Here is a 24,062-nt window from a genome sequence, read left to right as displayed (position 1 = left end):
ATAAGTTTTATTTTTTACCCGCTTTGCCTTTTGATTTAGATGGGCCTGCTTTTTTCCGTCCCTTTTTCGTGGGTGGTTTCGCCCGACCACTTTGAGTTTTTTGCTTTTCCGAACGACTTGGTTTTTTATTACTCTTTAGATTTTTTCGCGGTTTATTGGGAGGACGTTTTTTTGTAGATTTGCGCGCGCCACGTTCTTGCGACTCAGAGCCATCAATCAACAAATCGATTTTTCTATCATCCAAATTGACCGCCGCAACTTTTACGTTGACCTTGTCACCTAACCGATAAGACAGTCCACTGACTTCGCCCACCAGACACTGTTTGGTATCCTCAAAATGATAAAAGTCTTTTCCCAAAGAAGTAATGTGAACTAATCCATCGATTTGATATTCAGTAATTCTGACAAACAAACCAAAGTTGGTCACTGAAGCAACGACGCCTTCATATACTGAACCAACGTGGTCTTGCATGAATTCGCACTTAAGCCAATCGGCTACATCGCGTGTCGCATCATCAGCTCTTCGTTCTGCCATAGAACACTGTTCACCTAGCTGCTCGACTTCTTCAATGGAATATGACTTTCCTCCCGTTTTTGATGTTTGTTGAGCTAAACGGTCGTTGATCGCTTTAATTGCTCTGTGAACTACTAAATCAGGATATCTTCTAATCGGGGAAGTAAAATGAGCATAGGCTTTTAATGAAAGCCCGAAGTGACCAATATTATCAGGTGAATAAACTGCTTGCTTCATTGAACGCAACAGCATGGTTTGAATCAATTCTTTGTCAGGTCTATCCTGAATTTTTTGCATGACTTGAGTAAACTGTGCAGGTGTTGGTTCAGATTGAATAAAGAAAGGTATTCCTACTTCTGCTAAATATGCCTTAAATGTTGTTAACCTATCTTCATCAGGTTGATCATGTATTCTGAACAAAGCGTGAGCATCGTGTTTTTCGATGTACTGTGCAGCACACACATTTGCCATGATCATACATTCTTCAATTATCTTATGCGCATCGTTGCGTTCAATCGGAATAATATGAGAAATTTTTCGTTGCGCATTAAAAACGAACTTACTTTCAATCGTTTCAAATTCAATCGCGCCGCGCCCCTTTCGTGCATGATTTAATGCATGGTACAAACGATATAGCTCTTCTAAATCCTGAACGCGATCTGAATAACGCTCGCGTAAGGTCTCACTCCCGTTCAGCAAATCCCAAACTTTATTGTAAGTCAAGCGAGCATGCGAGCGCATAACCGCTTCATAGAAGCTATATTCTTCAAGTTGCCCTTGAGCATCAATACTTATCTCACACACCATGCATAGGCGATCTACATCAGGGTTAAGTGAGCACAATCCGTTAGATAACACTTTAGGTAACATGGGTACGACTTGTTCAGGAAAATAAACAGAAGTCCCTCGAGTCTGCGCTTCTTGGTCTAATGCAGTACCGATTTTCACATAAGAACTTACATCGGCAATAGCAACCCATAACGTCCATCCACCCGACTTGTTAGGCCGACAATGAACAGCATCATCAAAATCGCGAGCGTCTTCCCCGTCGATAGTAACAAGCGGAAGGTCTCGAAGATCTTTTTTACCCACTTTGGCTTCTTCTGGTACTTCTTCAGTTAAACCTTCAATTTGCTTTGTCACGCCCTTGGGCCATTGGTGAGGAATATCAAAATTGCGCAAGGCCATTTCGATTTCCATTCCCGGAGCCATATGCTCACCGAGCACTTCGGTTATTCTACCAACGGCATTTTTGCGACGGTTAGGGCGTTGATGAATATCAACCACCACCACGCTACCTTGCCTTGCACCATTTATCGACTCTGGTGGAATGATGATTTCATGACAAATGCGATTATCATCAGGAATGACGAGACCAACTCCCTGTTCATTATAGAAACGTCCGACTATTGGCTCTTTCCGAGGGTCAATAACACGATTAATACGAAACTCCGTACGTCCTCTGCGATCTGGATGCCCCACCGTCCCCTCTACGATGTCATCGTGCAGTAAAGCCTGCATTTGAGCTTGATGAATAAAGTAGTCTTTCTCGATTTCAGAGTGCTTTAAAAAACCATATCCCTCACGATGACCAATAACGCGCCCACGCACTAATTCGTCTTGCTTTTGGACGATATATTTCTTCTCGCGGGTAAACTTTACTTGGCCTTCTCTTTCCATCGCGCGCAATCTGCGCTGGATACCAATGCGGCTATCTTCGTCATGCGCAGAAACAAGTTCACAGATTTCAAGAAATGACAGAGCCTTAGAGGCATTTGCTAAAGTTTGGAGAAGATATTCGCGGCTTGCGACAGGGTTTTCGTATTTTTGTTTTTCAGTTTTGTAATTCGGATCTTTGGACATTCATTCTTTGTCATTATTAAATTCACCGATAGTATAGCAAGCTTTGCGCGTTAGGTCTGTGATTAATAAAACAACAATGAAGAAAGTTAACTGTCTCTTGGTTTTCGTGCATTTCGAACGGCTCTTGGGTGCATCAATGCTTCAAGCTCTGCCATATAATTCGCTATTTTTAGATGTGTGGGTCGGTCGTCAGTAATCGCGTTATACAACCAGTGATACAAATCTTCAAAGTCATATGGACTTCCATAGCCGTCGATAAAAAGCTCAGCAAGTTGCAATTGCGCCTTTAAGTTACCCAGTGCGGACGCTTCGCGCAAGAAAATAACGGCACGTTTTCTATCTTCCTGCACCAAAACACCTTGTGAGTAATAGCGTCCAAGTTGCTCTAGGGCGCCAGCCAGACCATGGTCTGCAGCCTCACGCATAAAGTACACACCCAGTTGAGGGTCTTTATCGACACACACCCCCCATGCCAACATATCTCCCCATAGAAACTGATAAGCAGGTACTTGCATCACTTCAGCTCTCGCTTCAATGTCTTGAACAAGCTGACAACGGTCTGCAACAACACGCTCTAAATGTTGGTTGTTATTTATCAACCTAATTAATTCATCTTGCGAGTAAATTTGAACGGCTTGAAGTTCTTGTGAATTAACGCGTTGGTTATACATAGCCAAACCAACAAAAACCAGAAGAGAAATTAATATTTTCAATATCTTACCCTTTTTAATCGCCAATAAAGTGTTTAGCTTAACTTAGTCAAAACAAGCCATGGATGTTAAGTTGTATCGGCAAACAAGTGGTTTTCGTGACACATTTTAATAAACAAAAGAGCAAACAAAACTAGTAGGTTATGGTGCTATTAATCACTCCAAGTTTGATATTTAGCCATAATGAACAGCGCATATTTTTCCCCATAACTGATCAATCACACACAAACTGTTGTACTATTATCTGAATCAAATATAGCCCGCCTCTGCACTAACAGAACGAATGGCAATAGCATGTGCCGGTAAAAACGATAAAGGTTGAAATGAAATACAAAGATTTAAGAGACTTTATTGCCCAGTTGGAAAAAATAGGGGAATTAAAACGCGTCAGCATGCCGATTAGCACCGAGCTAGAAATGACAGAAATAGCAGACCGTACACTGCGCGCAGGAGGTCCTGCCATTTTGTTTGAAAATCCGATCGGTTCAGATATTCCAGTACTCGCTAATTTGTTTGGCACGCCTAAAAGAGTAGCATTGGGCATGGGACAAGAATCCGTAGGCGCTTTGCGAGAAGTAGGAAAACTTTTGGCTTTTTTGAAAGAGCCTGAACCCCCAAAAGGAATAAAGGACTTATTCAGCAAAATTCCCGTGTTCAAACAAGTGCTAAATATGCCTGCAAAAGAGGTCAAAAAAGCGCCGTGCCAGCAAAATATAATTACGGGTGATGACGTTGATTTATCCAAATTACCCATTCAAAGGTGTTGGCCAGGTGATGCTGCGCCACTAGTTACATGGGGGCTGAGTGTGACTCGCGGGCCACATAAAAAACGTCAAAATCTTGGGATCTATAGACAACAAGTAATTGGCAAGAACAAAATCATAATGCGTTGGTTGTCTCATCGAGGGGGCGCGTTGGACTTCAGGGAGTGGTGCCAAACTTATCCAGGAGAGAATTATCCGGTCTCGGTTGCATTGGGTGCAGATCCAGCCACGATACTAGGTGCAGTTACCCCTGTCCCTGATACTTTGTCAGAATACGCATTCGCTGGTTTATTGCGAGGCGACAAAACCGAGGTAGTAAAATCGATATCAAACGATTTACAAGTACCTGCCAGTGCTGAAATAGTTTTAGAAGGCTACATCGCGCAAGGGGAAACCGCACCAGAAGGGCCTTATGGAGACCATACTGGCTATTATAATGAAGTTGATGAATTTCCAGTCTTCACCATTACGCATATTACCCATCGAGACGACCCAATCTATCATTCTACATATACAGGTAGACCACCTGATGAACCAGCAATTTTAGGTGTTGCGCTAAACGAAGTATTTGTGCCGATTTTGCAAAAGCAGTTTCCTGAAATCGTAGACTTTTACCTACCACCAGAAGGGTGCTCCTACAGAATGGCCGTTGTTACAATGAAAAAGCAATACCCTGGTCATGCTAAGCGCGTTATGATGGGAGTGTGGTCATTCTTAAGACAGTTTATGTATACTAAATTTGTTATCGTTTGCGATGATGATGTAAACGCTCGCGACTGGAATGATGTCATTTGGGCAATCACGACTCGCATGGATCCAGCCCGAGATACGACACTTATCGAGAACACGCCGATTGACTATTTAGATTTCGCTTCACCCGTTTCTGGCTTGGGCTCAAAGATGGGTATGGACGCAACTAACAAGATGCCCGGAGAAACGGATAGAGAATGGGGAGAACCTATCGTGATGGACCAAGCGATAAAAGACAAAGTTGATAGTATTTGGGATGAACTAGATCTTCTTTAACAAACCCACAAACATTTCTATTTGCGCAGTTTAAAACGCACCAAGCCAATAAATAATTTAGCTTAGTGCGGCTCTGTGACATACAATACGCGCGCTTTATATATTTTTATACAATTGTGCCGATACATTGTTAAGTAAACGGCACGTCGAATAAACGGGAAAGACATGATCAGCACATTATGCAAAGTGGAACGTATCGAACAAGTTTCTTCCACTGTGCACAAAATCACCTTAACGCCCCCCAATACCGTTGAGTTCAAAGCAGGGCAATACCTACAGGTAGTAATGGGGGAAAACGACAAGCGCCCGTTTTCTATCGCCAACGCACCTCATCAAAATAAATTTTTAGAGTTGCACATTGGTGCGACACCGGAAAATGCTTACGCCTACGAAGTTTTACAAGCATGTAAAAATAATGGGGAATTAAACGTTGAAATTGGCCTAGGGCTTGCTCATTTAAGAAATAGCCCACTTCCAGCGATCATTATCGCAGGTGGAACGGGTTATTCCTACGCAAAGTCGATTTTGTATTCAATCTTGGAAACCCAGCCAGAACGTCAAACAATATTTTATTGGGGCGCAAATAGGCTCGAAGATTTGTACGAGCTTGATGAGCTTCTAAAGCTGGAAGTCGCTCATTCAAACTTAAAAATAAAGTCCGTTTTAGAGAACCCACCCGCTGATTGGCTTGGTCACACTGGCTGGGTACACCTAGCTGTTATGAAAGATTTTTCAAGCTTTGAAGCTACACAAGTATACACAGCCGGACGATTTGAGATGGCAGCAGCGATACGAAACGACTTTGTTCCAAAAGGTCTTGATACTGAGCATTTGTTCGGTGACGCTTTTTCATACATCTAAACAAAACTGCATAGGTGCGCTAATTGCAAAGCTAGTTGCAAATATGAAGCGCACTTGTATATCTCCCCTCTGCTAAGACGACACTGGTTGCAAAACATCGACACTTTTCAGACCGCTAAAGTGAACTAAAATACAATTTTCGATGAATTAAGCTAGTATCTAAGTGATTAAACTTTAGCAACGAAGAGGTTTAGAGTGTTTGTCAGTCTATATAGCAATTATCGTAAAGAGATATCCGCTCAATATGGAGCAAGTTTTGTTCGAAAGGGTATTTTCACGCTTGTTCTAGGTTTAGCGTTGGTAGGTACAAGCAAATACACAGTAGCTGATGACATAGCGCTTGCCTACGAAGATAAAGAAAAGCTTCATGAAATCGCGAAAGCCGTATCCGCAAAAAATATCGAACAGGATATTAAAACACTGGTTAGTTTTGGAACTAGACATACGCTTTCTGAGACGGAATCGGAGACGAGAGGTATCGGTGCAGCGCGTCGTTGGATCAAGTCAGAGTTTGATAAAATATCCAACCAGTGTGGTGAATGTTTGGAGGTGTTCTACCAGTCAGAAGTCATCTCTGGAGAGCGCAGAATACCTAACCCGACTGAAGTAGTCAGCGTTATTGCTATTCAAAGGGGAAGCACTGATCAAGACCGATATGTGCTGATGAGCGGTGATATAGACTCTCGAGTCAGCGATGTCATGGATTTCACGTCTGATTCTCCTGGCGCAAACGACAACGCATCGGGAGTCGCTGGCACACTAGAAGCTGCGCGAGTGCTAAGCCAATACAAATTTAACGGCAGTATTGTCTATGCAGCTTTGGCGGGAGAGGAGCAAGGCCTATTTGGTGGTCGTATATTGGCCGAGTATGCTAAGGAGAATAATTGGCAGCTCAAAGCGGTTTTAAACAATGACATGATCGGCAACATTGAAGGTATTAACGGCATCGTAAACAACACCACCGCACGGATTTTTGCAGAAGGTACACGTCAAACTGAGACCGCTCAACAAGCGAGACTCAGACGCTTCACAGGTGGTGAAGTGGACTCTCCAAGTAGAAACTTAGCCCGTTATATAGACTTAATCGCAGACCGCTATATCGAGAATTTAGATACTATGGTGATTTATCGCTTAGACCGCTTCAGACGTGGTGGACACCATAGGCCATTCAATGACCTTGGGTTCCCAGGCGTGCGTATAATGGAAACAAACGAACATTATGATAGACAACACCAAGATTTACGCACTGAAAACGGCATCGTCTACGGCGATACTATCGATGGTGTTAATTTTGACTATGCAGCTAAATTGACGTCCTTAAATGCAGTAAGTTTGGCAGCTATGTCTTGGGCCCCTAAACCACCTATAGAGGTATCAATTTCAGGGGCAGTGCAGCCATCAACGACTCTCTCTTGGTCAGCGTTGCCTAAAGATAAAAACCCTCAACTGAAAGGTTATAAAATATATTGGCGTTATACGGATGCCCCGCAATGGCAATTCAGTCGCTATGTTGGAAATGTAACAACCGCGACACTCGAAAACATCGTGATTGATAATTATTTCTTTGGCGTCGCAAGTGTCAGTGAGGATGGTTATGAAAGTCCTGTGGTTTACCCAGGAGCGGCAGGTGCATTCGGCGAATAAACCAAAGTACGCTTAGTACGCGTATAAACAACGGATTTTAAATTAAGGTGGTGCAATGAAATTGATCAAAAACTTGTGTGTGTTCACAGCGATTTTAGTATCAGGGGCTGGGCTAGAAGCTTACTCTCAGGAACTAAAGCTTGTTGGCAATAAAGTAGAATCATATATCAACGACCATAATCTACCTGCGAGACAGATAGATATTGTAAAAGCTGCTCTTTCTGATGTCGAACTTGAAGTTACCGCCACCACTCAAGCATGGTATGGAAGCGGCTTAAGAAACGGAACATACAACGGCTTTATTGACCATTACTCGTTAAATGCTAAAAAAGATGAGTACCTTTATTCAAAACCGTATATTACCTTTGAATTACATTTAGGCGCTAAGACTCCAGGGATCAAAGAGATTGCCTTATTAGACCAACTGGGTCGGGCAAGAGTCGGCATTGAAACTCGATTTGCAAATACAGATACTGTGAGAGGTGAACGAAGTGTCAGTTGGGCACGATCTCAAGTGTTCTATGAAAACATTCGTCAGTTTGCTGATAAAAGAGTCGACTTTATACTTGCTGACAAAGATATGATTATGCAGTTTAATAACCTTCTTAGCCTGAAAAACGAAGAGTTAATCTACTTATCTAACGAACCAATGTATGTAGTTGAGGTAAGCTTGGGACTGTCAAAATCCGTTCAAAATGCTGCTTCGATTATTAATCAGTTCAACCAAAACATAGATAACTTGAAAGCCTCCGGTGAATATCAAAAGTTACTAACAGGCGATACTTCAAAAGATAGTCTGCTAAATCCCGTTGTCTATGAGGACATTTTAAGAAAGTGGTGAAACGTTAATCTTCACAGTTTTATCAAAAACGAGGCTATAAGCCTCGTTTTTTTACCTAAGCGTTCAATGTTACTCATGCCCAACCGATACAATAAACAATGGCGTAAAGACAAATCTGATAAATGAGTTGGCATCAATGAAAATAACAGGGCTTAGGTTAGGCAGGATCAAAGTACCACTTACAACCCCGTTCAAAACTGCAATAAGGACCGTTAATGAAATAGATGACTTGATTGTTATTCTAGAAACCGATGGCCCTTTATTTGGTATTGGTTCGACGCCTTCTACCCCTCACATCACAGGTTGCGATCACAAGCTAACAAGCCAAATGATTGAACAATTTGTCTTTCCAGCAATTAAAGGGTGCGACATCACTGAAATAAGAGAGAATACCAAACGCGTTCAAGCAAGTACTGAAAAAGCTAATAATGCTAAATCAGCAATAGAGATTGCATTATACGATTTATGGTCAAAACAACTCAACCTACCCTTATCAAAAGCACTAGGAGGATCCTTAGAAGAGATTCAAACGGGAATTACGATCAGTGCTAACCCTGTATTTGATATGATTGCAGATATCGAAAAAGCGATAGCTAAAGGCTATCGACTTATGAAGCTCAAGTGCGGAACGGAGCCTGCGGCTGACCAATCTAGACTCACTAAAATATTTCATTTTGTTGCCACGCTTAGACAAAAAACTGAACTGATGATTGATGCGAATCAAGGTTGGACTACCGAGCAAACGCTTTACATTATGAGACAATTGGAAAGCGCTGGTATGGTTTTTAAAGCCCTTGAGCAGCCAGTAAAACACAATGATTTAAAGGGATTATTAGCCATTAAGGAAGCAATCACGACTCCTTTGATGGTGGATGAAACGTGCTTTAACTTAAAGCAGGCAACTTACCTTTTAGATAAGGGCATCGCCAATCAGATCAATGTGAAACTCGTGAAGAGTGCAGGAATTTCAGAAGCAATAAAAATAGGCCAGTTAGGTGAGCAACGCCTCATACCTTGTATGATGGGGTGTATGCTCGAGGGCGCAATTGGTGTTGCAGCGGCAGCGCATGTTGCAGCTGCCTTTCCTGTTCAATTCAAATATGTTGACTTAGACGGCCCAACGCTTGGACAATACAACCCTATCGACCAAGGCACACGTTTTGAAAAATCAAAGGTTTACCTTAACAAAACGCCGGGCTTGGGAATTAGCAAAATACCCACATTAAGCCCAAATCGATGCTAAAGAATTCTAACCTCACGTTGTGGAAATGGCATCTCAATACCTTGTTCTCGCAAGGTTTCAAAAATGATTAACAGTAAATCGCCACCGACTCTATTTTTTCCATCATCAATTCCCATCATCCAGAATTCAACGAACAGATTGATACCAGAATCACCAAAGCTGTCTATTTCGCAATCTGGTCGATCCTCGATAGGTAATTCATCTCCAGAAAGTACTTGAGGATGTTCTGCGACAGCTGCCTTTATTACTTCAACGATCGCACGAACATCGGTTGAATAAGGTACCGCAAAATCAACGCGATATCGTTGTTTTGGGTCTTTATGCGTCCAATTGACAAACAAGTTAGAAATAAAGCGTTCATTAGGTACAACAATATCTTTACCATCGTACGTCTCCAAAACGGTATAGCGCATTCTAAATTCGCGCACAAACCCTTTTGGACCGTCATCTAATTCAACGTAATCGCCGACTGTTAAAGACCGGTCGAGTAATATAATGATCCCGGATATGAAGTTTGAAGCTATCGTTTGAAGGCCAAGACCCAAACCTACACCTACCGCACCACCAAATACAGCCAGAGCAGTTAAGTTGATTCCCATGACATTGAGTATTAGCAAGCTAATAATACAGAACAAGCCTACTTCGAATAATTTTGTAAAGACTTCTCTCGTTCTGATATCCAAAGACACTTGTTTGCGAATAATATCTTTACCAAAGGTATTGGAGGCTCTCCCCAACCAAAATAAAAGCGAACCAAATACCAGCACCCTTGCAAAACCATAAGCCGACACTTCGATGTTGCCTACGTTAATTGATATCGATTCTAGTGCGCTGATTACAACGACTAACTTTCCGGTAAGGTGCAAAAATAAGATGGGGAGGCCAACCCACCTAAAATAGGTGGCCACTATATGATTGGTAACGAAAACCTTAATTAGCGAGTTGAAGAACATCAGCAGCGCAAGCACCATCGCTATATTTAACAAATAGGCTGAATACTCAAAACCATTGCTAATCCCTACCGATAAACGCAAGAATACTATTGCCAAAAAAGGAAATAAAATACTACCCACTCGATACAACAAGCATTTTAACGGATGAATACTAGGCGATAGACTCTGCGGCGTTATACCAATACTTGCATTGATCCGCTTCGCAACTAAAAACGCACTCAAATAGATACTGGCAATAATGCCAATTTGAATATAAAAATCCGGACTCACAATTGCTTCAATACTATTCGCAAACCAATCAGCAAACAGGCTCTGGAGCTGTTCAACCGTAAGCATTATGTGATTCCTTTAGGTTTTTATAAGCATATAAGTAAGCGCCATACTCAGCAGGATTTGACGAAGTTAGAAGTGGTAGGTCAGACTTACTTCGCAAATATGGAAGATAAGAGCTGCTCAAACCTCCTACCACAAAGCACGGCTCACTTGCGTCTGACCGCTTGCTTTGCAGCATAGTCAGAATATATTCGCAGGCTTCGTCTATTAGGGACAAGGCTACCTTGTTTTGTTGGTTTGCCAACGCAAATATCAATGGCGTTATTTCAGCAAACCTAGCCGGTGCCGCTTTTGCATATCGCTGAACGATCTGAGCACTGCTTTTAACATCATGTGTTTGTGTTATTTGGTGAACAAATTCAGTTGTATCGTTGACCAATATAGAATCATTATTACTACTATGCGTATTTCCGCCAGTAGCATCAAAATAGGCTAGACAAACTTGCAAAGCACGTTTCCCTAAATGGGCACCACTGGCTTCATCACCGAGGAGAAATCCATGCCCTCCATATTGCCTGCATTCACCTTCCCTTAACACGGCAAAAGAAGAGCCCGTTCCAAGAATAACCAAGGAACAGTTTTCTCCGTTATTTGCAGACAAAGCACTTATGTGCAAATCGCTTGTTAATACTTTATGCCTGAAAGGTGACTGCCACTCGGCAAAGGCTTTTGTGGACTCTTCGATGCCCGCACCAGCGCAGCCAGCGCTTAGGACTAGATCGCGTAAATCATATGATGAACGAAGGTTGAGTTGATTAATACATTGAGTTGAGGCATCAATAATTGAATGACATGCTTGTTTAAAGTCTGAAAATACATTTGCTGACCCAGATGTTGCAGAAGCTAACGCCTGCCCTGAAAAATCGTAGATAGTCGCGTTACATTTGGTACCACCACCATCAATTGCGACAATTAGCTCACTCACGACATTCCCCAATGTAGACGCGTGGAACACGCTTTGAAATGCGGGTCATTAGCTCGTAGCCAATGGTGCCAACGTGGCTTGCAATTTCATTTATTGCCAGATTTTTTCCCCATAACTCAACTTCCATTCCCAAGGTAATATCCTTTATATCTGTGACATCAAATGTCAGCATATCCATTGATACTCTTCCAACCAAGCCAGCGCGTTGACCATTAAACAATGCAGGCGTTCCAATTGGAGCATGTCTAGGGTAACCGTCTGCATATCCTATCGCAACAGTTGCTATTGATGTCGCGCGCTTTGCTACCCAAGTATCACCATAGCCTACAGACTCCCCAACCTCGATTTCTCGAATAGCAATAACTTGTGAAAGTAGTCGCATGACAGGCTTTAAATCAGGTTTGATTTCATTTCCCTCAAACGGGCTGCTTCCAAACAACGAAATACCCATCCTGTTCCAATGCTTTCTTGCTTTATCAAGATGAATGTTTGCCGCAGAATTGGCAATCGAAAGCTTATAGCTGGTAGATGCAAGCATAGTTGAAAAACGTGCTAACTGTACACTACAACTATCTTTAGCTGGCTCATCAGCAGCTGATAGATGAGTAGCAATCACAGTGCGCTCGTTAAAAAGCAATGGAAAATCACGCTGATACTCGTTGAATTCTTTCGGCATCAAACCCAAACGATGCATCCCCGTATCAAATTTCAACCAGTGATTACACTTTATAATATGCGCTTCTTGTATCGCATGATGAACCATACTCACTTGTGAGTGGTTGTGTAGCATCCAAACAACATTGAGCTCATCTGTAAGTAAGCATTCACTCTTATCGTATGGACCTTGAAGTACTAAGATTTCTTGTGTGATCCCAGCTTGCCTGAGTTCGTAAACCTCATCTAGAAACGCGACAGCGAACATGCTCACTTGAGATGCGAGTGTCTGAGCAACTTTTACTGCCCCATTCCCATAGGCGTCGGCTTTAATAACCACGACTTGCTGACTATCGGGCGCTAGTGATGACATTGCATCATAGTTGTGTAGTAGTGCGCATAAATCAATTACAGCACGCGTCTTTCTAGGCAAGGTTTTGCTCCATATGTTAATGCATCGAATATTAAAGCACTCTCTCTCTATTTTCATCCTGATTATTTGTTATTTTGTGGTTATACTCAATATGAGCTTCCTAGCAAAGCAGCTTACTTCGCTAAAGCACGTTAAAAAGAACAATAAGAATACAAAGGATATCCAGCTGATATGATTGATCAGTTCTCGGCCTTAGATTGGGCAATTTTTGCAGCATATGGTTTACTGCTCTTAGGCAGCGGTTGGTTCTTAAATGCTAAAAGTAATACTAGCGAAGAGTACTTTTTAGGCGCTAAAAATATGCCCTTTTGGGTGGTCGCAATAAGTGTGCTCGCGACCTCACAGTCTGCAGCAACCTTTTTAGGCGGCCCTGATCAGGGCTACCGCGGAAACCTAACCTACATTGCGACTAATTTAGCTGGTTTAATAGCTGCCGTATTTGTCGCAGCATACCTTTTACCAAAATTTTATCAACATAGGGTATTTACGGTCTACGAACTGCTGGCTAAGCGCTTTGGTGAGCGAGCAAAATATCAAGCAAGTACGGTTTACCTCATCGGTCGGTTGTTTGCCAGTGGAGCCCGTTTGTATATGGCTGCGATCGCCGTCTCAATGATATTATTTGGAGACATCGAATCTTTTTCAGTACTATCGTCTATCTTGTTAATTGCTTCAATTGGTTTTGCTTATACCGTGGTGGGCGGCATTAAAACGGTAATTTATTCTGATGTTATCCAATGTGCAGTTTATATTGGCGCGGCAAGTCTAGTTTTGTATTTTCTAATCACGAGTATTCCGACCGATTTGTCAACGGTTTATCACGCACTTAACACGCCATCAAACGGTGATCTATCTAAACTTACCTTTTTTGATTTTTCGCTTGATTTTGGACCAAGCGGTGTATTTACATTTTGGTCAATTATAACCGGTTTTGTTTTGCTCAACATCGCTGCATTTGGCATGGATCAAGACGTTTCACAAAGAATGTTAACGTGTAAAAATGCTCGACAGGCTACTAAAGCGCTGGCAAGTTCAGTTTTAATGGGCATCCCAGTGGTATTGCTATTTGTCTTCATAGGTATGCTTCTTTACATTTACTATCAACGCCCAGATTTAATGATGCAGGCAGATAATGGAGAACCCACGCCTGTATTTGTCGGAGAAACTGTGACCATATTCATGTACTACGTACTCACCGACCTGCCTAATGGAGCAAAAGCAGTAGTGACAATCGGCATAATCGCAGCTGCTCTATCGACGCTTAATTCTGGACTTAACTCTATGTCCTCTGTTGCCGTTCAAGATATTTATCGCAACTTGTCATCTCGGCGAGGAACCTTCACACAAGCTTATTTGGTTAGAGCAGGGCAAATATCAATGGCCCTTGTTGCGATTGCCTTAAGCCTTATGGCAGCGCTTTGTTATTATTGGCAACAACATTCTGATATGCCATTGCTCGCGTTCGCATTAAGTGTCATGGTATTTTCTTACAGTGGCCTACTTGGTGTTTATTTCACTGCATTGTTTACTCAACGAGGTTCAGCTAATTCAATACTCGCTGCGCTTTTGGTCGGCTTTGGCAGCACCGCTATGATGCAACCATACGTTATGCAAGCATTATTACCCGAATCACTTCATTTCAGTTTAGGCTTTGGTTATCAGCTAATTGTAGGAACATCGCTATCTTTCACAGTATGTATGATCGGAAAGCAGTCTGTATTCAATAAAGACTGGGAGAGCGCTTCATGAACGAAGAACAAAACGCAATACTTGCACAATTGGATGCCATTGTTTCAGAGAGTAGAAATCCAAATACAATGGATATTGATCTGCTTGAACTCCCTCAGATTCTTGAAAAAATAAACCACGAAGACAGCGTCGTTGCGCATGCGGTCAAACAAAACATAAACGCTATTAGCATTGCAGCACAAGCCGCTCTCAAAGCACTAAAAAATGGCGGAAGGGTAATCTATATAGGTGCAGGCACAAGTGGACGGTTAGGTATTTTAGATGCTGTCGAATGTCGTCCAACGTTTAGTGTTCCAGATGGCGTGTTTATCGGTGTAATAGCAGGAGGAAACAAGGCAATTACCGATGCAGTCGAAGGAGCTGAAGATAATGAAAAGGCGGGACAAGAAGACTTATCAAAGCTCAAGTTAAATCAAAATGATTTCGTATTAGGCATCGCCGCAAGTGGCCGAACACCATATGTGATCGGCGCATTGACTTATGCGAATTCATTATCGTGCTCGACAGCTTGTCTTGTCTGTAATCCACAAACTCCGCTGCTTAAGGTAGCTGACATTGGTATTTGCATCAACGTGGGCCCAGAGTGTTTAACGGGATCTACTCGAATGAAGTCAGGCACCGCTCAAAAGTTGGTTTTAAACATGATCAGTACTAGCGTGATGATTAAAATGGGTAAAGCCTATGAGAACCTCATGGTCGATGTAAACGCGAGCAACAAAAAACTGATTGCTAGAGCAGTTCGTATTGTCATGCAAGCGACCCAATGTGACGCAGAACTTGCTCGTCATTATTTACAACTTGCAGATAATAGCGCAAAACTTGCGATTCTGATGATATTGACCGGACTTGAAGTAGATAGCGCTAGAGATTTGTTAGCCAAAAACCAAGGTTACTTAAGATTGGCTCAAAATTCAGTATCATCAATCAACGAGCAACACGCACGGAATAAAGAGGACATGTAATGTCACTTTCTGGTTTAACGCAATACATACGATATCCAGAGCTGAACCAAGGGCACTTAAAATACGCTGACATCGCCGATATTCTTGATAGCTTCAAATCAGCAAAATACATCAGTCACAAGCTTGCCGGTAGCTCTTTTGAAAGACGCAGTATCCATTTATTTACCGTTGGAAATGGTCCTATTTCCGTTTTTGCTTGGAGTCAGATGCATGGTGATGAGGCAACTGCAACTGCTTCACTCATAGACTTGATGAGCTTAGTTGAAGAGCAAAGTCCACTGCTTCCAAGCGGGTTTGAATCTAAGGTGACTTTTCACATTCTTCCTATGTTAAATCCTGATGGTGCAGCAAATTCCACTCGGGAAAATGCGCAATCTATTGATATAAACCGAGATGCCCTAGCGCAACAATCGCCAGAAGGGCAATTATTAATGTCTTTAGTCGACAAGTTAAAGCCTAATATCGCTCTAAATCTGCATGACCAATGCGCATACTACCAATGTGGTGAGAGTGGCATGCCCTCCACATTGGCTTTTCTTGCGCCAGCGTTTGATACTCAAAAATCTGAAAACAAAAGTCGTTTATTTGCTATGCAACTGATTGGCAAATTAATAGAGAAAGCAGAACCTCATATTGAAGGTAAAATAGCGAAATATGATGATACCCATTCAGCACGGTGCTTTGGGGATCAAATTGCAGGAAAGGGAATTAGTACGATTTTGATTGAATCAGGTGCTCACCAACGTGACCCAAATCGGCAAATTGCACGTGCGTTGAATACTAAGTGTATGATCGAAGTGATCAAACAATGTGAGCATAACCCTGTGCTTGATGTAAATGATGAAACATCAATCGAGCGATACAAGGAGTTGCCATTTAACCAAGCAAGGAAAATCTGCTCGTTATTGATCAAAAACCTAAATTTTTGTAGTAACTATCAAGCCGACGTCAGCATCGTTCAAACTCGCCGTCATTCAGCAGACTTTGTTATTGAATCCGTTGGTGACCTTTCGGTCATGGCAGGGTTAGAAGAATTAAACGCTAACGGATATCGATATCAATCAGGAACGCCCTTTTTATTAAGAGAAGAATTAGTTTTAGACAATGCCAGCTACCTTTCTCTTCTTGATGAAGGCTACTCACACTTTGTGGGAGACGAGTTTTTATTAATCAATAATAGCGATTATGACATTTTAATAAACCCTCGTTTTTTTCACTCAAACCGTGCCTTACTCTTAAATACCCCAGCGTACGGCCTGTTAGAAAAAGAGGGAAAGATTGACTTCGCGCTGCTGAATGGGAAACTAGTTAATCTCAATAAATCAAAGGATCCTAAGCATGACTAGAGGTTTATGGATAATTACGAGCGTTTTCTTTCTGATGAGTTGCAATAGCTCTACAAAAATTGAACAGCTACCCTCAGCGAACTCTAGCTATAGAATAAAGTCATTGATTATGCACTTTACAGCCGTTGATTATGCAAATTCTAAGCGCCTGCTTGTTGAGGAAGGTGGATTGAGTGCTCACTATCTCATTCCACAAAGAAACGATCCTAGTTATCCACACAAAACCCTAAAAGTAATTCAATTGGTAAACGAAAATGAGCGCGCTTGGCACGCGGGTGTCAGTCATTGGCAGGGAAGAAACGGATTAAACGATTCTTCAATTGGCATTGAGATTGTAAATGTACCTCAATGCAATGAACTGATTGAACATGCTGAAGATGAGCATCATGCTCCAGTATTAAGTGATAAACATGTTAAACCTTTTTGTATATATCCAGATTTTGATCCTCAGCAGATTGAGTTGTTGATTGAATTGAGTCGAGATATCTTAGGTAGAAATCCAGATATATCACCTACTGCAGTTGTTGGACATTCTGATATTGCACCGTCTCGTAAACATGATCCGGGACCACGGTTTCCTTGGTACCAGCTTTATCAAAATGGGATCGGTGCTTGGTATGACAATGCCACAATTGCCAAGTATTGGCGCTTATTTAAGCAAGTCCCGCTATCGACAAAGCTTCTTCAGCAGGCACTTCGGGACTATGGCTATGACCTCAAACCCAGTGGCGAATTTAATCAAATTACGTATGACACTATTGAAGCGTTTCAAATGCACTTCTTGCCATGGCATGTAACCGGGGTAAATAACCCGAGAACATCTGCTGCAATCATGGCCTTGTTGGAAAAATATTTTCCAAATAAAGCCAAAGCGATATTAGACCAATATGAACGCGATAATATTGATGAAATGCGCTCTGTCTCTCCCTCTTCGGCGAAAGTCGCTGAGCCCAAAGGACAAATTAATGGCACCTTTCCATTACAGTATGAGTCTTCAAGGTCGGCAGTAGAAAACAAAGTGCGTTTTAAAGCTTATGAGGGACGTGGTGAGATTAATATTTTAAGTACGCAACCCACCAGCGCGGATTTTTATGTAAATGGACAAAAACTAACGCTCGACAAGTTATTTAGTGAAAACGTTCAATATCAATACTCTCTTGGCAAAAGAACCCAAGACGGCGTCAATACGCTTTTTATTGATAATATTAATCCACCTGACGCTCGACTAATGATCAACATACCCTATCCATCTTTAGCATACGAGATTGACAGCAAAACAAAAGGGGATTTTGCCCGACTTGATGAACTGATAGAAAATGAAATAGAAAATGGCTTCCCCGGATTGGCATTGCTGGTTGCTCACAAAGGCAAGGTCATCAAAAAAGAAGCATGGGGGCACGCAAAAAAGTTTGATGCTAAGGGCAACGAGTTAACTCAACCCTTAGCGATGAAGCCATCTAGTTTGTTTGATTTAGCTTCAAATACCAAAACAGTTGGCACCACCTTAGCAATAATGCATCTAGCATACCAAGGAATAATAGATGTAAACGCGCAAGTAATCGATTACTTACCTGAATTTAGCGGCGATCTGCGCGAGATGATAAAAGTGAAGGATCTACTTCGACACAATACTGGTTTTCCAAGTGACGTTAAATTTTTTGATAACAATGAAACCGTCAATAATGGACTGTTTTCGCAAAATAGGATTCATACTCATTTTTTGATCACGCAACGATTATCTCCAAGCGTAAACAATCTAATCGATCAATATAGCTCGTATAGCGATATTAACTTTATGATTCTTGGAATGTTGATAGAGCGCGTGACAGGACAAACGCTCGACAAATATATAGAAAAAACAATCATGGCTAGTTTAGGTTTAAAAAACACCTTGTTTAACCCTTTAGAAAAGGGTGTTGCATTAGAAAATATAGCAGCGACTGAGCTCGCTGGGAATACACGCGGTGGTCTAGTCAATTTTATAAACATTAGAACCGATGTTATTCATGGAGAAGTTCATGACGAAAAAGCATTTTATTCTATGCAAGGCGTTTCGGGTCATGCTGGTCTCTTCTCTAACCTGGACGACTTAAGTGTTATCGCTCAATTAATATTAAACAAAGGTGGTTACGGAAATACGCGATTATTTGATGAAGATATATACCGCGAATTCCTTACATCAAAAAATGCTAGTGAAGAATATGCGCTTGGGTGGAAAAAAGCCACCGAACAAAACAGATGGATGTTTGGTCCGTATGCAAGTAGCCAAGCAATAGGGCATAGCGGTTGGACTGGTACCCTTCTGATAATTGATCCTCAACATGATTTGGTCATTGTTATGCTCACAAATAAAAAACATTCACCAATAACCATAAACGATACCCGTGTCGACTTTGCTGGCGATCATTATGAATTGGGTAAGTATGGCAGTATAGCTTCATTGATTTACGAAGCGATCTTGCACTGAGCAAACAAAGATAAGAACCTCAAGGAAATATGATGGATTGGCTAAGTATACTACCTCCCCTTATTGCGATTGCTGTTGTGCTATGGAAAAAAGAAGTTATTTTGGCACTGCTGTTAGCCGTTTTTAGTTCAGAGTTACTGTTAATACTCAATCAAGGGGCTACGACAGCATCTGTATTCCTCGCCCCTGTGAATACAGTCGACAGATTAATTAGCACAGTAGGTGAAGCAGGGAATGCTCGTATTCTGATTTTCAGCTTATTGGTCGGCGCATTGTTGGCTTTCATGCGTGATTCTGGCGGAGTAACTGCAACTGTTAATAAGCTTATTAACTCCGGAATAGCACGTAGTAAACGCAAAGTAGGCGGTATTACTATGTTTACGGGTATCATAGTCTTTATCGAGTCTAATTTAAGTATATTGTCTTCTGGTATTCTTGCGCGCGGGCTTTTCGATAAATATAAAATGAGCCGTGCTAGGCTCGCCTACGTTATTGACTCTACGTGCGCACCGATTTGTATCCTTATTCTATTAAATGGTTGGGGGGCCTATATCCTTGCGTTAGTATCTAATTACCAAACTGAACAAAGTGCGTTTGAAATACTTTGGGGGACCCTGCCCTACAATATTTATGCTTGGTTAACTGTGTTAGTGGTTGCTTACACAATTTTTAGCGATAAGGTCCATGGGCCTATGCGAGCAGCAGAATCAGCATTAGAATCAATTGATACCGAGCTAAATGCGGCCAGTCCCACAAAATCCAGATTTATGCTTTTGCCCTTAGCGGTAATGATCATTGGCATGTTAGGTTTTATGCTGTGGACAGGCGGTGGGGATATCACCAAAGGCAGCGGAAGCCGATCCGTTTTATATGCGACGTTTTTAGCAATCATCATTGGATATTTTCAGTTATTGTGGCACAAACGTTTTGATCACCAGCAAAGTGTTAAAATAGGCTTTAAAGGGATGTCAGAACTGCTGCCTCTGGTCACTATCGTCATGCTTTCGATTGCCTTAGGTGCAAGTCTAAAAGTATTGGGTACAGGCTTATTTGTAAGCTCTATAGTTGGCGAGTACTTACCTACATTCTTAATTATCCCCATGCTCTTTATTGCTGGCGCAATTATTTCTTTTACCACGGGAACTTCATGGGGAACGTTTGCGATCTTGATACCGATTGGTATGCCACTGGTGAGTAGTTTAGGTTTGCCACCTTCTTTGGTATTAGCTGCAATATTGGGAGGCGGTATTTTTGGCGACCACTGTTCACCTATTTCGGACACAACCGCAGTTTCATCATTGGCAGCAGGTTGTGATCTGCTAACGCATGTAAAAACACAATTACCGTATGCTTTGTTTGTCGGTAGCGTAACGGTAGTAAGCTATATCTTTATCGGTTTGTTATTGTAGGTGCTTTTATGCACGCTTTGTAAATTGCACCTGCGTTTAAACTTTAAACTTCTCTATTAGTTTCGCAACAGACTCACTCATGGTCACAATTTGTTGATTGATCGTAGAGCTCTTGTTTGCTATTTCTAAGGTCTTTTCATTAGCGTGATGGATATCCTCTACATTATGACGGATATCACCTAGCGTCTGTTTCTGGGAGTCAGCTTCTTGAGCAATGGTTTTTGCGCCTTTCATATTTTCATTGATCGCCGTTTGAATTTCACTAAAAGTTTGTTCAGCAAGCTCAACTGACGCAACGTTGTCTTCGGCCATTGACTGACCGTTTTTCATCAGGCTGAGTGTTTGGGTAGATTGCGACTGAAGTTTCTCGATGATTTCGGTAATTTGGCCCGTAGAAACTTGTGTACGCTGTGCGAGTGTTCTGACTTCATCAGCAACAACGGCAAAACCTCGGCCTTGATCACCTGCTCTGGCTGCTTCTATTGCTGCATTTAAAGCCAATAAATTAGTTTGTTCTGCTATCTCTTTAATAACATTGATAACCGTTGAAATAGATTGAGAATGGGATTCTAAGAACTCAGTTTGGTTTGTCGATTCTTGTATACTCTCTGCCAAGCGCTTCATCTTTTCGTTGGCACTATTTACCGATGTGACCCCTTGTGAAGCTAAATCACTTGTTTGTTCTGTGATTTTGGCAGACTTTTCAGCCTGCATAGCTACATCTTGGGACGTGTCACTTATTTCGTTGATCGCCGCTTGGATATGGTTAACGCGCTCATTAAGCTCCGTCACTTGACTTTTTAACTGTTCAACATTCGCGTGATTATCATGGGTATTAGTATCTAGTGCGCTGGATACCGCAGCTACTTCTTTTATAATTGTATGGATATTACTGATAAAGGCGTTTATTGATTCTGAGAGTTCGCCTAACTCATCTTCGCTTTTGATGTCTACTCTAGCGGTTAGGTCTCCGTCACCTTCTGCAATCTCTTTTACTCTTTGATTAATTGAATCTAGAGGTTGAATGATTAATTTGTTTAGCATGATGCGCATCATGACAAGAAGCGCTGCAGTCAGCACTGCCAATTGAATAAGTGCACTTATAATGTCACTGACAAATGCTTGATTGGCAGTCTTGTTTGAAAACTGAAGAGTAACGGCACCCGCTTTTAACATATCGCCTTGATCATTAAATTCGATGTCTTTATCTATGCTGTATTTAACTTCGCCACTGAATTTTACATCGTTGATACTTTGTGAATCTTCATTCCACGATAGTTCAAATAATACCTTTCCTTCCGTATCAAAGGCAGCGACTCCGACCAAATCATTACTGCCTAATTCAGCCCCTAAAATTTGTTGTGAAGCATCAACGTTATAGTTCCACATTGCATTGGCAACTGTAATTCCGATGCGTTGAGCGGTGTTATTAGCGGTTTGTTGCAAGCGTGTTTGCAAGCCTTGCTGGCTAATGAAAATACTAAGTATCGAATAAATCATTAAGGTCACCGCGATGACAGTAAAAATACTAATACCCAGTTTTTTTCTTAGCTTCATTATTAACACCTAGTTCACATTTGCCGATACATCTCTATATCGCGCTATTGGATTAATTCTTAAGTGCTATGTTTAGTAGTAAATTGAAGAAAATGAAAGATTTATCTTTGTAGCATGGGTTACCACACCTTTAAACTTAAAATGGAAACCGAATATGTTTAGCACTCGCAAACTGATTTTAGCAATAAGTAGCTTAGTGATAAGCATATTCAATGCTCACGCTGAAACGGTCACCATTGGCGTTTTGACCTCGGCAGGTATCCAAAAGACTGTTTTTCTGCGGCATAAAGAAACGTTCGAACAGAAAAACCCGGGGATCACCTTAGAATATCTATTTAGGTCAGATAGCGAATTTAAAGAGGATTTACCCAAGTGGTTGGCTTCGAATGATGGGCCGGATATTTTGACTTGGCAAGGCGGTCGACGAGTATATCAGTATGTTGAAAAAGGACTTGTAAAAGACATCAGTGACTTTTACCAAACTCATCAATTGCACAATAGCATCGCTCAGGGGGCTATTGCGGCTGCCAGTCTAAATGGCAAGCAATATGGAGTGCCCTACTCATACTATCATTGGGGATTTTATTATCGCGCATCTGTGTTTGAAAAGCTCAATCTAACAGCACCTCAAACATGGGATGAGTTTATTATGGTTGGCAAAACACTAAAACAAAATGGGATTGTCCCCATCACAATTGGCGCCACCAATAACTGGCCAAGCGCCGCTTGGTTTGATTACTTAAACTTGCGCATTAATGGGCTAAGCTTTCACCAATCTCTGCTCAATGGTGAAATTTCATTTAAAGATAATCGTGTTATCAAAGTATTTGAGCACTGGAAACAACTCGTCGACAATGGTTTTTTTACTGACCGATTAAATGGCTGGACGTGGCTACAAGCAATGCCATTCACTTATCATAAACTTGCTGGCATGACCTTGATCGGCAACTTCTTTGCCGGCGAGATGCCTCGCGTTTTAAGAGATGACTTTCGCTTTTTTAGATTTCCCATTATCGATCCTACGGTCGATTTATATGAAGAAGCGCCTATGGATCTTTTTATGGTACCAAGCAATAAACAGATGACATCTGCGATCAAAAAGGTCTTACTGATGCTTGCAAGCGTGGAATTTCAACAAGACTTTAATGAAACTTCAGGCATGATAGCGCCACATTTAAAAACGGCAAAAAACAATGACTATTTTATTCAAGAAGGCCAAAAAACCTTAAATCAAGCCAAGGGTGTTGCGCAGTTTTTTGACCGCGACACCACCAGTGATCTTGCATCGATTGGCACTGTCGCATTTACTGAGTTTATCAATGACGGCGACATAGATAAGGTCACGACTACGCTAGAAAATGCACGTCAAAGATATTTTTAACCCGCATCGAAAAGGCTATTCATATCTTTGAAGCCCTTAAATTCAAGGGCATTTCCGCAGGGATCAAGTAAAAACAAAGTTGCCTGCTCTCCCGCTTGCCCTTTAAAACGGATGTAAGGCTCTATTACGAATTCGACCTTAGCATCTTTTAACTTGTCGGCGAGCAACTGCCAGGAAGGCATATCAAGCACTACACCAAAGTGCGGAATCGGCACTGCCTTAGCGTCCACTTGATTGGCTGCTGGCTTTTCAGGCATCTTGGCAACTTTATGGGTGACTAGTTGGTGGCCATATAAATTCCAGTCTATCCATTGCTCGCTACTGCGCCCCTCACTACACCCCAAAAGGTCGCCATAGAACTTCCTAGCATTGTCTAAACAAGAAACCGGAATTGCTAAGTGAAATGGATTGATAGACACGCCTAATA

Annotated in this window: 18 protein-coding genes; 11 read left to right on the top strand and 7 right to left on the bottom strand. The window is 41.7% G+C overall.

Going from position 1 to position 24,062, the window contains the following annotated elements:
• Positions 1 to 7 precede the first annotated feature (7 nt).
• Together rnr and KUL10_RS06055 are read right to left on the bottom strand one after the other, a co-directional pair.
• Positions 8 to 2,377: a ribonuclease R gene (gene rnr / locus KUL10_RS06060; RefSeq protein ID WP_110427988.1), complete on the bottom strand. Its 2,370-nt coding sequence runs from the start codon at positions 2,375 to 2,377 to the stop codon at positions 8 to 10.
• 86 nt (positions 2,378 to 2,463) lie between these two features.
• Positions 2,464 to 3,048 carry a tetratricopeptide repeat protein gene (locus KUL10_RS06055; RefSeq protein WP_110428053.1) on the bottom strand — a complete coding sequence of 195 codons (585 nt, stop codon included), beginning with the start codon at positions 3,046 to 3,048 and terminating at the stop codon, positions 2,464 to 2,466.
• 362 nt (positions 3,049 to 3,410) lie between these two features.
• Between KUL10_RS06055 and ubiD the strand changes: the two genes are divergently transcribed.
• From ubiD to KUL10_RS06030, 5 genes are all read left to right on the top strand, one after another.
• A complete protein-coding gene (ubiD, locus tag KUL10_RS06050) occupies positions 3,411 to 4,877 on the top strand; it encodes a 4-hydroxy-3-polyprenylbenzoate decarboxylase (protein WP_110428052.1) in 1,467 nt (488 codons plus the stop codon).
• A 165-nt stretch (positions 4,878 to 5,042) separates the two neighbouring features.
• Positions 5,043 to 5,738, top strand: a complete 696-nt coding sequence (gene fre, locus KUL10_RS06045) for an NAD(P)H-flavin reductase (RefSeq protein WP_110427987.1) — start codon at positions 5,043 to 5,045, stop codon at positions 5,736 to 5,738.
• A 297-nt stretch (positions 5,739 to 6,035) separates the two neighbouring features.
• Positions 6,036 to 7,382: a M28 family metallopeptidase gene (locus KUL10_RS06040; protein WP_233499734.1), complete on the top strand. Its 1,347-nt coding sequence runs from the start codon at positions 6,036 to 6,038 to the stop codon at positions 7,380 to 7,382.
• Positions 7,383 to 7,437: 55 nt separating this feature from the next.
• Positions 7,438 to 8,223 (top strand): ABC transporter substrate-binding protein, encoded by a 786-nt coding sequence (locus KUL10_RS06035; protein WP_110427986.1) that lies wholly within the window; start codon positions 7,438 to 7,440, stop codon positions 8,221 to 8,223.
• A gap of 136 nt (positions 8,224 to 8,359) precedes the next feature.
• Positions 8,360 to 9,466 carry a mandelate racemase/muconate lactonizing enzyme family protein gene (locus tag KUL10_RS06030; protein WP_110427985.1) on the top strand — a complete coding sequence of 369 codons (1,107 nt, stop codon included), beginning with the start codon at positions 8,360 to 8,362 and terminating at the stop codon, positions 9,464 to 9,466.
• Here the strand turns inward: KUL10_RS06030 and KUL10_RS06025 are convergent.
• From KUL10_RS06025 to alr, 3 genes are read right to left on the bottom strand one after another with little or no spacing between them, the layout of a single operon-like run.
• Complete coding sequence (locus tag KUL10_RS06025) at positions 9,463 to 10,755, bottom strand: mechanosensitive ion channel family protein (protein WP_110427984.1); 1,293 nt, start codon at positions 10,753 to 10,755, stop codon at positions 9,463 to 9,465. The genes KUL10_RS06030 and KUL10_RS06025 overlap by 4 nt on opposite strands.
• Complete coding sequence (locus KUL10_RS06020) at positions 10,742 to 11,677, bottom strand: BadF/BadG/BcrA/BcrD ATPase family protein (protein WP_158525330.1); 936 nt, start codon at positions 11,675 to 11,677, stop codon at positions 10,742 to 10,744. Before KUL10_RS06020 ends, KUL10_RS06025 begins: the two co-directional genes overlap by 14 nt.
• The gene (gene alr / locus KUL10_RS06015; protein ID WP_110427982.1) at positions 11,670 to 12,764 is read right to left on the bottom strand and encodes an alanine racemase; all 1,095 of its coding nucleotides are present in this window, start codon (positions 12,762 to 12,764) and stop codon (positions 11,670 to 11,672) included. Before alr ends, KUL10_RS06020 begins: the two co-directional genes overlap by 8 nt.
• Before the next feature lie 171 nt (positions 12,765 to 12,935).
• Here alr and KUL10_RS06010 point away from each other — a divergent pair, with 171 nt between their 5' ends.
• The 5 genes from KUL10_RS06010 to KUL10_RS05990 are packed head-to-tail and all read left to right on the top strand — an operon-like array spanning position 12,936 to position 20,697.
• Complete coding sequence (locus tag KUL10_RS06010) at positions 12,936 to 14,513, top strand: sodium:solute symporter (protein WP_110427981.1); 1,578 nt, start codon at positions 12,936 to 12,938, stop codon at positions 14,511 to 14,513.
• Positions 14,510 to 15,475 carry an N-acetylmuramic acid 6-phosphate etherase gene (gene murQ / locus KUL10_RS06005; RefSeq protein ID WP_110427980.1) on the top strand — a complete coding sequence of 322 codons (966 nt, stop codon included), beginning with the start codon at positions 14,510 to 14,512 and terminating at the stop codon, positions 15,473 to 15,475. The genes KUL10_RS06010 and murQ overlap by 4 nt, the downstream gene beginning before the upstream one ends.
• The gene (locus tag KUL10_RS06000) at positions 15,475 to 16,821 is read left to right on the top strand and encodes a M14 family zinc carboxypeptidase (protein WP_110427979.1); all 1,347 of its coding nucleotides are present in this window, start codon (positions 15,475 to 15,477) and stop codon (positions 16,819 to 16,821) included. The genes murQ and KUL10_RS06000 overlap by 1 nt, the downstream gene beginning before the upstream one ends.
• Positions 16,814 to 19,288: a penicillin binding protein PBP4B gene (pbp4b, locus tag KUL10_RS05995; protein ID WP_110427978.1), complete on the top strand. Its 2,475-nt coding sequence runs from the start codon at positions 16,814 to 16,816 to the stop codon at positions 19,286 to 19,288. Before KUL10_RS06000 ends, pbp4b begins: the two co-directional genes overlap by 8 nt.
• A gap of 32 nt (positions 19,289 to 19,320) precedes the next feature.
• Entirely contained in the window at positions 19,321 to 20,697 is a 1,377-nt protein-coding gene (locus tag KUL10_RS05990) for a Na+/H+ antiporter NhaC family protein (RefSeq protein ID WP_110427977.1), read from the top strand.
• A 36-nt stretch (positions 20,698 to 20,733) separates the two neighbouring features.
• Here KUL10_RS05990 and KUL10_RS05985 read toward each other — a convergent pair whose 3' ends face one another.
• Entirely contained in the window at positions 20,734 to 22,254 is a 1,521-nt protein-coding gene (locus tag KUL10_RS05985; protein ID WP_110427976.1) for a methyl-accepting chemotaxis protein, read from the bottom strand.
• Positions 22,255 to 22,408: 154 nt separating this feature from the next.
• On the opposite strand from KUL10_RS05985, the gene KUL10_RS05980 reads away from it, so the two are divergent.
• A complete protein-coding gene (locus KUL10_RS05980) occupies positions 22,409 to 23,635 on the top strand; it encodes an ABC transporter substrate-binding protein (protein WP_110427975.1) in 1,227 nt (408 codons plus the stop codon).
• Here the strand turns inward: KUL10_RS05980 and KUL10_RS18605 are convergent.
• Positions 23,632 to 24,054 (bottom strand): VOC family protein, encoded by a 423-nt coding sequence (locus tag KUL10_RS18605; RefSeq protein WP_158525329.1) that lies wholly within the window; start codon positions 24,052 to 24,054, stop codon positions 23,632 to 23,634. The two genes, KUL10_RS05980 and KUL10_RS18605, sit on opposite strands and share 4 nt — an antisense overlap.
• Positions 24,055 to 24,062 lie beyond the last annotated feature (8 nt).

The sequence above is a fragment of the Glaciecola sp. KUL10 genome, from assembly GCF_003203515.1.
GTDB lineage: Bacteria > Pseudomonadota > Gammaproteobacteria > Enterobacterales > Alteromonadaceae > Glaciecola.
The sequence above is the reverse complement of the archived record's forward strand: the minus strand, read 5'-3'. Positions and strand labels throughout refer to the sequence as shown.

Bases quoted from the DNA above. Each gene is read 5' to 3' on its own strand.
- rnr (WP_110427988.1), bottom strand. From the start codon at position 2,377: ATGTCCAAAGATCCGAATTACAAAACTGAAAAACAAAAATACGAAAAC.
- KUL10_RS06055 (WP_110428053.1), bottom strand. From the start codon at position 3,048: ATGTATAACCAACGCGTTAATTCACAAGAACTTCAAGCCGTTCAAATT.
- ubiD (WP_110428052.1), top strand. From the start codon at position 3,411: ATGAAATACAAAGATTTAAGAGACTTTATTGCCCAGTTGGAAAAAATA.
- fre (WP_110427987.1), top strand. From the start codon at position 5,043: ATGATCAGCACATTATGCAAAGTGGAACGTATCGAACAAGTTTCTTCC.
- KUL10_RS06035 (WP_110427986.1), top strand. From the start codon at position 7,438: ATGAAATTGATCAAAAACTTGTGTGTGTTCACAGCGATTTTAGTATCA.
- KUL10_RS06030 (WP_110427985.1), top strand. From the start codon at position 8,360: ATGAAAATAACAGGGCTTAGGTTAGGCAGGATCAAAGTACCACTTACA.
- KUL10_RS06025 (WP_110427984.1), bottom strand. From the start codon at position 10,755: ATGCTTACGGTTGAACAGCTCCAGAGCCTGTTTGCTGATTGGTTTGCG.
- KUL10_RS06010 (WP_110427981.1), top strand. From the start codon at position 12,936: ATGATTGATCAGTTCTCGGCCTTAGATTGGGCAATTTTTGCAGCATAT.
- murQ (WP_110427980.1), top strand. From the start codon at position 14,510: ATGAACGAAGAACAAAACGCAATACTTGCACAATTGGATGCCATTGTT.
- KUL10_RS06000 (WP_110427979.1), top strand. From the start codon at position 15,475: ATGTCACTTTCTGGTTTAACGCAATACATACGATATCCAGAGCTGAAC.
- pbp4b (WP_110427978.1), top strand. From the start codon at position 16,814: ATGACTAGAGGTTTATGGATAATTACGAGCGTTTTCTTTCTGATGAGT.
- KUL10_RS05990 (WP_110427977.1), top strand. From the start codon at position 19,321: ATGGATTGGCTAAGTATACTACCTCCCCTTATTGCGATTGCTGTTGTG.
- KUL10_RS05985 (WP_110427976.1), bottom strand. From the start codon at position 22,254: ATGAAGCTAAGAAAAAAACTGGGTATTAGTATTTTTACTGTCATCGCG.
- KUL10_RS05980 (WP_110427975.1), top strand. From the start codon at position 22,409: ATGTTTAGCACTCGCAAACTGATTTTAGCAATAAGTAGCTTAGTGATA.